The following is a 12404-nucleotide window of genomic DNA, read 5'->3' as shown; positions in this document are numbered from 1 at the left end:
GCATGACAACTAACAGTTTTGTTCGTTAAAAAGACAAAATAGAGAGTAGGACATCCGTCAAAACGACCGATGTCCTACTCTCTAACGATTAAGATAGTCCGCTAAATGCGTTTGTTTTAGTCTTTTGTGAAAGTTAAATACTGAGAATTTATTGTGTAATTCGTGTACCACTTTCTCCTTTGATTGCTTCCGAAGCTAATTCTAAAAGCCCGATAATCGCCTGGCGGTTTGGTTTACTTTCTGCAAAACTGATGGCCGCTTCCACCTTAGGTAACATACTACCTGGCGCAAATTGATTTTCTTCTATATATTGTTGCATTGCCGTAACCGTAACATCGGTCAAAGCTTGTTGATTTGCTTGACCAAAGTTAACAAAAACATGTTCCACTGCAGTTAATACCACAAAAACATCTGCTTCAATGAGTTCAGCCATTTTTGCTGCCGCAAAGTCTTTATCAATGACTGCATCTACACCATGATAGACTGGACCATCATAGTCAATAGGAACCCCGCCACCACCACAAGCAATTACGATTTGTCCTGCATCAACAAGTGTTCGCAAGCTAACTTTTTCGTAAATATCAATTGGTTTTGGTGAAGGAACTACCCGTCGCCAGCCTCGACCCGCATCTTCTTGATAGACGTTCCCAGTTTCCGCCATCAACTGTTTGGCTGTTTCTTCGTCATAATAACCACCAATTGGTTTTGTTGGTTTTGTAAACGCTGGGTCTTTTGGATCCACCACGACTTGTGTAATTAACGTAACAACTGGTTGTTCCCCTAAATTTCTGGCTACTAGTTCTTCATCAATTGCTTGTTGTAAATGATAGCCAATATAGCCTTGGCTCATTGCTGTGCATTCAGGAAACGGCACGACATCTTCTGGAGATTGACTCGTTTCCTCAAAAGCTAAGCGAATTTTGCCAACTTGTGGCCCGTTGCCATGAGCAATCACCACTTGATGGCCTTGTTCAATTAAATCAACAATGGATTTTGCAGCGGTTTGTGCTTTTGCCAATTGTTCTTTCGAAGAATTTCCTAACGCATTTCCACCTAATGCAATCACTATTTTTGACATCTGTTTCCCTCCTAGCGCTTTGGTTCTTGTTGTGTGATACAGTGAATATTGCCGCCCCCATAAACAACTTCTACCGTATTAACGCCGACAATTTTTTTATCTGGGAACATCGTTTGAACTTGCTCTAAAGCCAAACGATCATTTTCATCACCATACTGTGGCACAATCACGCCATCATTTGTAATTAAAAAGTTCATATAGGATGCGATACAAATATCGCCATCTTCTCGTGGCATGGTTCCTTCCACGAAATCAATTTTGAAGGAGCCTTTAATGGTTACATTTTTGACAGGACAGCATAATTTGTGGACTTTTAATTGGCGTCCTTTAGCATCAGTCATTTTAAGCAAACGTTGATATGCATCTTGTGCCGCTTCATAAAATGGGCTATTTTGATCTTCGGTGTAAATACAAGCCACTTCACCAGGTGCAATAAAACAAGCTACATCATCCACGTGACCATTGGTTTCTTCTGGGTCAATTCCATCACCTAGCCAAAGAACTTTTTCAACATTTAAATAGTCGCATAATTTTTGTTCGATTGCTTCTTTTGAAAGTTGTGGATTTCGACCTTCACTTAATAAGCACATTTCTGTAGTCAAGACTGTTCCTTGTCCATCTACGTGGAATGAACCGCCTTCTAAAACAAAATCATCTGTACGATAAGAATCTACATGCTCAATTTCACAAATTTTTTGTGCAACCAAATCGTCTTGGTCCCAAGGAAAATATAATCCATCTACTAATCCCCCCCAAGCATTGAATGTCCAATCCACACCACGGATTTCTCCATGGTCGTTAATGACAAATGATGGTCCACAATCACGGACCCACGCATCATTGTTTGACATTTCGTAAACCGTAATTTCTGGCGGCAATTGGCGACGGCAATTTTGAAATTGTTGTTGAGAAACCACCACATTCATCGGTGTAAATTGACTAATTGCTTTGGCCACATTAGTAAAAGCTTCTTGGACAGGTTTACCACCATCACGCCAATTATCCGGTCTTTCTGGCCAAATCATCCAAACTTTCTCTTGTGGTTCAAATTCTCCTGGCATTCTAAAGCCATCTTGTTTAGGGGTACTTCCTACAATTCGTTTAGCCATTTTCTTTCGTTCCCTTCTTAATTTTTTTCACGTAAATAATTACTTCACCAAACAGAATAAAAATGATTGCCCCAATTGTGATTGGTAATTTTTCATTTAATGCTGCGGGACTAAAATCTAAAGGCACTGCTGTGAAAATCAGCGAAATAATAATCATAATCATTGGCAAAACCACTAAAACTTTTAAAAATCCTGGTTTTCCGTTAACTTTAAACGGACGTGGTGTATCGGGATCAATTTTTCTAAGCTTATAAAAAGCTGGGAAAACTGGGATATACGATAACAAGAATAGGACGACATTCAAGGAGAAAAAGGCCCAGAATAAATCTTGATTAGGTAAAATTGGTGCTAATACAATGACCACCGATGCCACAATGCCATTCATCAAAGCAGCCCCAATTGGCATGTCATTTTTCTTACTACGTTTTTCAAAAAATTTAGGCATGTCACCATTTTCAGCAGCATAACAAGCTGTATTATTGACTCCTAATGACCAAGAAATCATGTTTCCGAACAACGTAAGAAGGAATAGGAAAGCCATCAACATAATGAACCAACCTTCTGTCGAGCCTGTCAATAGTTTAAAGCTATCCATCATACCACTGCCGGTACTAATTTGATCGGTGGGAATCGCTACCCCAATTCCAAAGGCTGAAAAAATATAAATGGCCGCAATGACTAACCCCGCTGCTACAATAGCTTGTGGAATTTGCTTCTTAGGATTTTCCATATCATCTGCAAACGTACAGATGACTTCAAACCCTAACAAATTAAAAATGATTACAGAAATAAAAGATAAACTCCTTAAGTCAAGCGTTGGTAGCATTGATTTCAAGGTAAATTCATTGGCAACACCTTTCGTCAAGGCTACATACAATCCTAGCCCACCAATTAAGACAGCTAAAACCATCTTGATTACGGCAGCTCCATTTAGAATCCAGATACTGTCGCTGACTGGATAAAAACTAATCCAAACCACAATCCAAGTAAAAATTAATTCAACAATAATCATCATCGGTGTTGAAAACTTAATACCTGTAATTGTCGTTAATAGTTCTGGCGTCATAACGGCTAATGAAGCTAGCCACAATGGATAATTAATCCAATAATACCAAGAAACTCTGGCACCCCAACGATGACCATATGCTTTGGTCACCCAATCATAGATGCCCCCTTCACCAATATAAGTTGTTCCTAATTCTGATGAAATTAACCCATATGGCAATAGGAATGCAATTAATAAGAAAATCCACCAAAAAAACTGAGAATTACCAATTGCAGCAACAGGCGCCGCTGCTTCAGCAACGAAAACCACACAGATCACTGATAAAATGGCACTCGTTAAACTAAATTTCTTTTTCCCCTCCATGAAGACTCTTCCTCTCTTTATAAACTGTCCACTGATTCATTTTTTCAATCAGTGGACAGTTGGCCGTTAAATGCTTTGAGTGTCTAAGAAAACTTCTAGTTCTTTTTTCGCTTCTGCTTGCTTGATTAAATCATAAGGATTTTTTGCTTCATAATCATTCATAAGATATACTAATAAGCCACGAATAGATGTTAAACGGTTTTCTGCTTCATCGAAACAAATAGAATTTTTACCGTCAATTACTTCATCAGTTACTTCTTCCCCACGTGTTGCTGGTAAACAGTGCATGAATTTACAATTGGCACCTGCCCGATCCATCATTTCTTGATTCACTTGATATTTTGGATAGAAAACCTTCATACGTTCTTCTTCAGATAATTCCGCTTCGTACAAGCCATACCAAACATCCGTGTACAAGAAATCAGCGCCTTCAACAGAACTTGCATCATCTGTGACCAAAAAGCTACCGCCTGAAACTTCACAATTTTTTGCTAATTTCGCTTGATGCTCTTCATTTAATTGGAAGCCTTCTGGACCGAAGTGAACAAAATTCATGCCCATTTTTGTTGTGATTAATCCTAAAGAAAAACAAACTTGTGTCGCATCTCCGACAAATACAACTTTACAATCTTCTAATTTTTTGCCTTCTGGTAAATGCTCAACCATGGTACACAAATCACCTAATTCTTGGGTTGGATGATTGTAATCAGACATACCGTTAATGACTGGGATGGTAGCACAATTAGCTAAATCAACAATACTATGGTGACGTTCCACACGAGCCATCAAAATATCTACTAAACGTGACAATACACGGCTGGTATCTTCAATCGTTTCATGTCCCCCTAATTGAATTTGACCAGGTGCTAAATATTCGCCATGTCCACCTAATTGTTCCATTGCAGTTTCAAAAGATACTCGTGTTCGAGTTGAAGATTGTTGGAAAATCATTCCTAAAGATTTGTTTTTTAACAGTTGCGGATAATACCCATTTTTAATCGCTTCTTTAATTTTTAATGATAAATCGACTAAGTAGTGCATTTCCTCTTTCGTATATGTTTCTGTTGTAACGTAATCTCTTTTCATGATGTGTTCCTCCTAAAAGTTGTTTTTGTTTACACATTGACTTTACCAAGTTTAGCGAAGAGTTTACTATCCGCCAAAAGTTAGAAAACGCTTTCTTTTTTGGCGTAATTTTTCATTAAAAAAAGTTTATTTATGGTTATAAACCGTTGGTACACCAGGGGTTTATAAAAGTTTAGGCGGATTTCTCTCTAATTTCTGACCAATCATAGATTTGAAAATGGTATAATTATTTTGAAAAATCATTCACTTAAAATAAAAGATGAAAGGGGTTTCCAATCGTGACATTTGTTTTTATTTATAACATCTTGTTGATTATTTTATATTCGTTTACTTCAACCTTTACCTTAAATCTTTACTTGAAAAATAAACAACCGATTTTTTTATTGCTTCTCTTTTTAATGGTTATTTTTATTTGTGACAATGTGATTGTTTATATGACTGAGTTCATTAATTCGTTTGCAACCGAATATAATCAGACCTTTATGACCGCACCTTTTTTAAAGACCATCATTTTTATTTGTTGTAATTTTGCCTATCTGGCTATTATCAATACTATTAGTGGTCGTCCTTTTAAAAATTATCAATTTGTCTGGTTATTTTTAATTGGTTTATGGATGCTAGCTATTCCATTTTCACAAAATTCCGCCTTAAAAGTTTGGTTGTACTATTTACCCAATCAGCTATTTTTAATTTACCTTGGATGCTATGCGCTCTATCAACTACGAATAGATCCTTTATCAGCCCTTGCGAAAAAATATCTTCGTTTTATTGGTTGGCTAAGCATTGGTTTCGGTGTGGCGATTCTTTTGGAAGATACCTTCGTTATTTTTAACATTGACCAATATTCTGATATTGTCTTTAAAATTAACAACCGAAACGTTTCTGAAGATATTTATACAATCATTCTCTCCATCGCCATTATCTACTTCTGTAATCGTGATTTTCCTCTGTCGGTTCTTGAAAAAGACGCTGCTAAATTGGAAGAAAATCAATCAGATGAACCCGTACTTTTGGCGCCTTTTTGTGATGCCTATCAATTAACGCAGCGAGAACGAGAAGTGCTTTCGTTACTTTTAGAGTGCAAAACAAATCAAGATATAGCCAACGAACTATTCCTATCAATCGGGACAGTAAAAACACATATCCACAATATTTTCGTTAAATTAGAAGTAAACAAAAGAGCAGAAGTTTTTGTCAGTTATCAACTTTTTTCTCAACAACAAACTGAACATTTAGCGAGATAATCAAAAAGGAAGCCTCCGTGATCGGTGGCTTCCTTTTTGATTAACTATTTTCTTGTACTTGTCGAACTCTCTTTTCAATTTCTTGAAAGTTAATAATTTTAGCTTGGCGATGAATTTCTTTTCCTTCATAGTATAAGATAATGGTCGGTGCAGAAAAAGCATTTAATTGTCCAATTATTTCTGGACTTTTATCAGCTTCTGCAATGTATGTAGGAAATTCATATTTTGTTGCAATTTTTTCGACAATCGGTTTATCAACTGTACAAACACTACAATTTTTTGCTGTCAAAAAGACGGCTTGTAGACGATTGTCTGTAATTTTTTCTTCTAATTCTTCTAATGTTGTTACATATTCCACTGAATAGCCCTCCTTGTCTTTTGTCTAAAATAACAGATTTACTAGCAAAATAACAACTTATTTGTTTGGCTAGGAATGCTTTAACAAAAAAGTTGCCGCCCATTTCATTAATGGGCGACAACTTTTTACTGATAACCGCTTATTTATTAAAAATTTTAGGCCCTTTGCGCATGTTTTTACGATCATTTTTGGGAGTTTCCATTTTTTTAGAACGGCCACCACCTTGTTTCTTTTTAATTAATTCTAACATTTTTTCTTTTTCATTCATTTAATCCACCGCCTTTGTTAATAACGTGACAGATTCAATGTGGGTCGTTTGTGGGAAATTATCCACTGGTTGAATTTCTTTTGCTTCATAGCCACCTTCTGTTAATAATGCAATGTCGCGAGCGAGTGTGGCTGGATTACAGCTGACATAAACAATTCGTTCAGGTTGCGTTTCAATTAATGTGTTTACTAATTGACCGTCTAACCCTTTCCGTGGTGGATCCACCACCACAACATCTGGTTGCAAGCCATTTTCAACTAATTTTGGCAATAATTCTTCCGCTAACCCAGCCGTGAAAGTGGCATTCTCAATGTTGTTTAATTTAGCATTATTTTCTGCATCTTTGACCGCTTCTTCAATTACTTCAATACCGTAAACTTGCTTTGCATCTTGGGCTAAAGTTAAGCCAATCGTCCCAATCCCGCAATAGGCATCCACCACAATTTCATTGCCTGTTAAAGCCGCATACTCTTTAACTTTTTGATACATCACTTCTGTTTGTTGTGGATTTACTTGATAAAATGAACGCGCGGAAATTTCAAATTTCAAATCAAAAATAGTATCTGTAATTTTTTCAGACCCATGTAATAAGATGGTTTCGTCGCCAAAAATGACATTGGTTCGTTTTGGATTTACATTTTGTACAATGCTGACTACTTCCGGAATAGCTTCCAAAATATCTGGCACAATTTTACTAATTGGGAATAATTTCGGTGTTCTCGTAATTAGAACAACCATCATCTCCCCAGTATGGTAGCCACGACGAACGACAATATGGCGTAAGTTCCCTGTATTATCAGATTCGTTATAAGGTTTTACGCTATATTTACGCATAATGTCACGGATTTTAACAATTGCTGCATCAATTTCGGGGTCTTGAATATAGAAATGTTCCATCGGAATTAAATCATGGCTATTTTTCCGGAAAAAACCTGTTTGTAGTTGGTTGTCAATTTTACGCACGGGAATTTGTGCTTTGTTCCGGTAATGCCACGGATCATTCATCCCAATTGTTGGTAAAACAGGGACTCCTGGCAATTTAGCGACACGTTGCATAACATTTTCGACTTGTTGCGTTTTAAATGATAGTTGGGCGCCGTACGCTAAATGTTGCAACGGACTAATCCCGACTTTTGTAAAGTTTTCATCTTTCACGGGCACACGCTGTTCACTGCTTTTTAGGACAGTCAACACTTTCCCATAACCAAAACTTTTGCCTGTTTTTAAGACTTTGATTTCAAGTTTTTCACCTGGTAAGGCATTTTCAATAAATAATGGATAATGGTCCACTTTTGCCACGCCTAAACCTTCATGCGTCAAGTCAATGATTTCTACTTCAATGACGTCATTTTTCTTTACTGGATAATTTTTCATAAGTCGCTCCTTCTTTTTATACACTTCACTCATTCTAATGAAAATACCTAAGAAAAGCAACAACGAATTTTCATGGCGATTTAGCAATTCCGTTTGAGCTTTTTGGGTAAATAAAAGAATGAGACCCTTTACCTTAGTCAAAAAATAGCCAATGAAAGATCTTATCAACTAAATCTTTCATTAGCTATTCACGGACTACCTAGTGCTTTTCTTTTTCGGCAATCTTTCCATCGCCATCAATATCTTCGTCTGTTAGTCGTTCAACTTCTTTAACAAATTCTTTGCTGGCTTCGTTATATGCTTCTTCCTCTTCGTCTTCTGATTCTACGACAATCTCATCGCTACCAGTTAAGACAGAACCCATAATCGCATTGGACGGCAGTGCATCACCATTTGCAAAAATTTCAATGTGTTGATGCATATTTTTAAAGGTCATTGGAGCATCGCCTCCATATTCACCATCTAAATTAATCATCATTTTATTGTTCTTTTCTAACGTTTCTGCATGTAAATAGCTGGTCTTTGTATAGATTAGTCGATGATCTTCAACATGTTTTCCACCATTTAACATTAACGCAACTAAATGAAGAATCTCAAAAATATTGGCTGTTTTTACAATGATTAATGAAAACTTACCATCATCTAATTTAGCGTCTGGTACGATTTGCTCGAAACCACCCACCGAGTTAGTCAGCCCTAGGAAAAACATTGATGCGTTGCCTTCGTACACACCTTCATCATACGTCATGCGCATTTTAATCGGCTTCACTCGCGGCAACATTTCGGCTCCTTTGGCTAAGTACGCTAAGTAACCAAAAATACTTTTCAACTCTGACGGAACTTCATAAGTCAGTTCCGTTAAATGACCACCCGCCGCAATATTGATAAAGTAATTTTTGCCGGCTTGGCCAATATCCATTTTGACAGTTTGATTTTTTTTAATCACTTCTGCTGCCTTAACGATATTATCACGAGGAATCTTCAAGGCCCGTGCATAGTCATTCGTCGTTCCAGCGGGAATAATGGCCATTTTAGGGCGCCGCTTCAACGGAGCAATCCCATTCACGACTTCATTAATGGTCCCATCTCCACCTGCAGCTACTAGTAAATCAAATCCTGCACGCGCAGCACGATGTGCTTCATTGCGTGCTGAATTTTCTTCTGGTGTGGTCGCAAATGCACTGGCTTCATAACCACATTCTTCTAAAATAGATAAAATATCGGCTAAGTTCTTTTTGATTAACTCTTTTCCTGACGTTGGATTATAAATCACTCTAGCTTTTTTCATGGTTTGCCTGCTACTTTCTTATCGTTTTGAAAGCTCTTCTTGCAATAACTTGTTAACCACACCTGGGTTTGCTTGTCCACGAGTTGCTTTCATAATTTGTCCAACAAGGAAACCAACTGCACGGTCTTTTCCGTTTTTAAAGTCATCAATTGATTGTTGGTTGTTGTCTAAAACTTCGTTAATCATTGGTAATAATTGCGCTGGATCAGATAATTGAACAAGGCCTTTTGCTTCGACAACTTCTTTAGCGTCTCCACCGTTTTCAATTAACTCTTTGAACACTTTCTTCGCAATTTTCGAGCTGATTGTGCCATCGTTAATCAAAGTAATCATACCCGCTAGATTTTCTGGTGTTAGTTTAGTATCGGCTAATTCAACTTTTTCACTGTTTAAGTAAGCAGAAACTTCGCCCATTAACCAGTTTGATGCTTGTTTCGCATCTGCACCGTTTGCTAAAGTTGCTTCAAAGAAATCTGACATTTCTTTCGTTAAAGTCAAGACCATTGCGTCGTATTCAGGTAACCCTAATTCACTGATATAACGGGCACGACGTGAGGCTGGCATTTCTGGCAAACTAGCGCGAACTTTTTCAATCCATTCATCATCAATTGAAAAACGAGGAACATCTGGCTCTGGGAAGTAACGGTAGTCACTTGAGCCTTCTTTAACACGCATAAGCAACGTTGTACTAGTTGCTTCATCAAAGCGGCGTGTTTCTTGTTGAATTTCGCCACCAGATAATAGGACTTTGGCCTGGCGTTTTTCTTCATAAGCTAAACCTTTTTTTACAAAGTTCATAGAGTTCAAGTTCTTTAATTCCGCTTTAGTACCAAATTCTTCTTGACCATACGGACGTAAAGAAATATTGGCATCACAACGCATAGAACCTTCTTCCATTTTCACATCAGAAACTTCTGTAAATTGGATAATTGAACGCAACGCTTCTAAGTAAGCATACGCTTCTTCTGGTGAACGCATGTCTGCTTCAGAAACGATTTCAATTAAAGGCGTGCCTTGACGATTCAAGTCTACATAAGAATAGCCATCTGTGCCGTGAATATTTTTCCCAGCATCTTCTTCTAAATGCACACGTTCAATCCGGATTTTTTTCTTTTTGCCTTCGACTTCAATTTCAATCCAACCATCATGTCCGATTGGTTGATCAAATTGAGAAATTTGGTATGCTTTCGGGTTATCTGGGTAAAAATAGTTTTTACGGTCAAAATGTGTTTCTTTTGAAATTTCACAGTTCAAGGCAAGTGCTGCTTTCATCCCAAATTCTAAGGCACCTTTATTCATGACAGGCAAAACACCTGGGTAACTCCAGTCAACCACGTTTGTGTTACTGTTTGGTTCTGCTCCGAAATGCGCTGGCGCAGAGGAGAAAATTTTAGAGTTGGTTTTCAATTCTACGTGGACTTCTAATCCAATGACAGTTTCAAAGTTCATTAATCGTTCCTCCCTAAAATGACTGGTTTTTTCGTATGGAAATCTGTCGCTTGTTCAAAAGCATAGGCTGCTTTATACATTGTATGTTCATCAAAATGTTTTCCAATAATTTGTAAACCAACTGGCAAGCCTTCTGAGAAGCCTGCTGGAATGGACATGCCTGGTAGTCCTGCTAAGTTAACAGGAATGGTTAAAATATCATTCATATACATTGTGATTGGATCATTGATGTTTTCCCCTAGACCAAAGGCAACTGTTGGTGTGGATGGGCCAATGATTAAGTCATAATCCGCAAAGACATTCTCAAAATCTTGTTTGATTAGTGTACGGACTTGACCAGCCTTTTTAAAGTGCGCATCATAATAACCAGCACTTAAAGAGAAGGTTCCTAACATAATCCGACGTTTAACTTCTGTTCCGAAACCTTCAGAACGTGAATTAACATAGACATCTTCTAGATTTTGGACATTTTCGGAACGGTAACCATAACGAATACCATCAAAGCGTTGTAAGTTTGAACTTGCTTCTGAAGAGGCAATAATATAATAAACTGCTACGCCGTACTTAGAATGTGGCAAACTAACTTCTTCCACCGTTGCGCCTAAAGATTTAAATGTTTCTGCTGCTTTTAATACCGCTTCACGAACATCAGGTTGTACCCCTTCACCTAAGTATTCTTTTGGTAAAGCAATTTTCATGCCTTTGATGTCGCCAGTTAAATCTGCCGTAAAATCAGGAACAGAAACGCCTGCAGAAGTGCCGTCTTTTTCGTCATAACCACTAATTGCATTTAAAGCTAAGGCATTGTCTTTAACATTTCGTGTCAATGGACCAATTTGGTCTAAACTTGAAGCAAAAGCAATCAAACCAAAACGAGACACACGTCCATATGTTGGTTTCAAGCCCACAATACCGTTGAATGCGGCTGGTTGGCGGATACTGCCACCTGTATCGCTCCCTAAAGAAACTGGGACTTGTCCGGCTGCGACAGCAGAAGCTGAACCACCAGAAGAACCGCCAGGAACTTTGGTTTGATCCCAAGCATTTTTTGTTTTCTTGAAGTAAGACGTTTCCGTACTTCCGCCCATGGCAAATTCATCCATGTTCAATTTTCCGACTGGAATCATATCTGCTTGATAGACTTTATCCATCACGGTCGCATCATAAATTGGGTCAAAATTGTGTAACATTTTTGAGCCAGCTGTTGTTAAAATATCTTTTGTGACAATGTTGTCTTTAATCCCAATTGGAATCCCAGCTAATGGATTACTTTCAGTGATGCCTTTTAAGTCAATCGCTTTGGCTAATGCCATTGCTTTTTCTTCACTAACTGTAATAAAAGAACCTAGTTGTTCTTCTGTATCTTGAATACGATTTAATGTTTCTTCGGTTAAATCAACTGCAGTGATTTCTTTTGAGACCAATAAATCATGTAACTCTGTTAACGATTTGTCGTATAATTTTTCCATTAGGCTCCTGCCTCCCCGTTATCCATAATTGCAGGCACTTTAATGTAACCATTCTCTGATTCCGGAACATTCCGCATTAATTCTTTACGGTCCATTCCTGGTGTCGCTACGTCTTCACGCATGACATTGATTGATTCATTCACATTTGAAGTAAAAGGAACCCCTGTTGTATCTACTTCTTCTAGTAATTCCACCATATCAATAATTTTATCTAGTTGATTGGTAAAGTCCGCTAATTCTTCTTCGGAGAAAGATAATTTTGATAATTTAGCGACATGTTTGACTTGTTCTTCTGTAATTGCCATAGATACC

General features: G+C 37.7%; 12 protein-coding genes. 1 reads left to right on the top strand and 11 read right to left on the bottom strand.

Annotation, left to right across the window (positions count from 1 at the left end; all coding sequences use genetic code 11):
- Nucleotides 1-148: 148 nt before the first annotated feature.
- The 4 genes from arcC to ptcA form a co-directional block, all read right to left on the bottom strand.
- The gene (arcC, locus tag IGJ20_RS02615; protein ID WP_202522335.1) at nt 149-1078 is read right to left on the bottom strand and encodes a carbamate kinase; all 930 of its coding nucleotides are present in this window, start codon (nt 1076-1078) and stop codon (nt 149-151) included.
- Nucleotides 1079-1089: 11 nt separating this feature from the next.
- Nucleotides 1090-2187, bottom strand: coding sequence for an agmatine deiminase (gene aguA / locus IGJ20_RS02610; RefSeq protein WP_002364800.1), 1098 nt, complete (start codon nt 2185-2187; stop codon nt 1090-1092).
- Entirely contained in the window at nt 2180-3556 is a 1377-nt protein-coding gene (locus IGJ20_RS02605; RefSeq protein ID WP_202522334.1) for an APC family permease, read from the bottom strand. The genes aguA and IGJ20_RS02605 overlap by 8 nt, the downstream gene beginning before the upstream one ends.
- 66 nt (nt 3557-3622) lie before the next feature.
- Nucleotides 3623-4642, bottom strand: a complete 1020-nt coding sequence (ptcA, locus tag IGJ20_RS02600; RefSeq protein WP_002355587.1) for a putrescine carbamoyltransferase — start codon at nt 4640-4642, stop codon at nt 3623-3625.
- A gap of 398 nt (nt 4643-5040) precedes the next feature.
- Here ptcA and IGJ20_RS02595 point away from each other — a divergent pair, with 398 nt between their 5' ends.
- Nucleotides 5041-5886 carry a helix-turn-helix domain-containing protein gene (locus IGJ20_RS02595; RefSeq protein WP_002392183.1) on the top strand — a complete coding sequence of 282 codons (846 nt, stop codon included), beginning with the start codon at nt 5041-5043 and terminating at the stop codon, nt 5884-5886.
- Between the two features lie 40 nt (nt 5887-5926).
- Here the strand turns inward: IGJ20_RS02595 and IGJ20_RS02590 are convergent, their stop codons facing one another.
- From IGJ20_RS02590 to gatC, 7 genes are all read right to left on the bottom strand, one after another.
- Nucleotides 5927-6244 carry a thioredoxin family protein gene (locus tag IGJ20_RS02590; protein WP_002355583.1) on the bottom strand — a complete coding sequence of 106 codons (318 nt, stop codon included), beginning with the start codon at nt 6242-6244 and terminating at the stop codon, nt 5927-5929.
- 139 nt (nt 6245-6383) lie between these two features.
- Nucleotides 6384-6512, bottom strand: a complete 129-nt coding sequence (locus IGJ20_RS02585; RefSeq protein ID WP_002355577.1) for a hypothetical protein — start codon at nt 6510-6512, stop codon at nt 6384-6386.
- Entirely contained in the window at nt 6513-7886 is a 1374-nt protein-coding gene (rlmD, locus tag IGJ20_RS02580; RefSeq protein ID WP_002381253.1) for a 23S rRNA (uracil(1939)-C(5))-methyltransferase RlmD, read from the bottom strand.
- A gap of 199 nt (nt 7887-8085) precedes the next feature.
- Nucleotides 8086-9174, bottom strand: coding sequence for a diacylglycerol kinase (locus IGJ20_RS02575; RefSeq protein ID WP_002355572.1), 1089 nt, complete (start codon nt 9172-9174; stop codon nt 8086-8088).
- 18 nt (nt 9175-9192) lie between these two features.
- On the bottom strand, nt 9193-10623 hold the full coding sequence (gene gatB / locus IGJ20_RS02570; protein WP_002358703.1) for an Asp-tRNA(Asn)/Glu-tRNA(Gln) amidotransferase subunit GatB: 1431 nt from the start codon (nt 10621-10623) through the stop codon (nt 9193-9195).
- Nucleotides 10623-12092, bottom strand: coding sequence for an Asp-tRNA(Asn)/Glu-tRNA(Gln) amidotransferase subunit GatA (gatA, locus tag IGJ20_RS02565; RefSeq protein ID WP_202522333.1), 1470 nt, complete (start codon nt 12090-12092; stop codon nt 10623-10625). Before gatA ends, gatB begins: the two co-directional genes overlap by 1 nt.
- Entirely contained in the window at nt 12092-12397 is a 306-nt protein-coding gene (gene gatC / locus IGJ20_RS02560) for an Asp-tRNA(Asn)/Glu-tRNA(Gln) amidotransferase subunit GatC (protein WP_002355569.1), read from the bottom strand. The genes gatA and gatC overlap by 1 nt, the downstream gene beginning before the upstream one ends.
- Between the last annotated feature and the right edge of the window lie 7 nt (nt 12398-12404).

It is taken from the genome of Enterococcus sp. DIV0294, from assembly GCF_050558155.1.
In the GTDB taxonomy this organism is placed as follows: domain Bacteria; phylum Bacillota; class Bacilli; order Lactobacillales; family Enterococcaceae; genus Enterococcus; species Enterococcus faecalis.
This window is presented reverse-complemented; position numbering and strand designations above follow the sequence as displayed.

Bases quoted from the DNA above. Each gene is read 5' to 3' on its own strand.
- aguA (WP_002364800.1), bottom strand. From the start codon at position 2,187: ATGGCTAAACGAATTGTAGGAAGTACCCCTAAACAAGATGGCTTTAGA.
- IGJ20_RS02585 (WP_002355577.1), bottom strand. From the start codon at position 6,512: ATGAATGAAAAAGAAAAAATGTTAGAATTAATTAAAAAGAAACAAGGT.
- IGJ20_RS02605 (WP_202522334.1), bottom strand. From the start codon at position 3,556: ATGGAGGGGAAAAAGAAATTTAGTTTAACGAGTGCCATTTTATCAGTG.
- ptcA (WP_002355587.1), bottom strand. From the start codon at position 4,642: ATGAAAAGAGATTACGTTACAACAGAAACATATACGAAAGAGGAAATG.
- IGJ20_RS02595 (WP_002392183.1), top strand. From the start codon at position 5,041: ATGGTTATTTTTATTTGTGACAATGTGATTGTTTATATGACTGAGTTC.
- IGJ20_RS02575 (WP_002355572.1), bottom strand. From the start codon at position 9,174: ATGAAAAAAGCTAGAGTGATTTATAATCCAACGTCAGGAAAAGAGTTA.
- rlmD (WP_002381253.1), bottom strand. From the start codon at position 7,886: ATGAAAAATTATCCAGTAAAGAAAAATGACGTCATTGAAGTAGAAATC.
- gatA (WP_202522333.1), bottom strand. From the start codon at position 12,092: ATGGAAAAATTATACGACAAATCGTTAACAGAGTTACATGATTTATTG.
- gatC (WP_002355569.1), bottom strand. From the start codon at position 12,397: ATGGCAATTACAGAAGAACAAGTCAAACATGTCGCTAAATTATCAAAA.
- gatB (WP_002358703.1), bottom strand. From the start codon at position 10,623: ATGAACTTTGAAACTGTCATTGGATTAGAAGTCCACGTAGAATTGAAA.
- arcC (WP_202522335.1), bottom strand. From the start codon at position 1,078: ATGTCAAAAATAGTGATTGCATTAGGTGGAAATGCGTTAGGAAATTCT.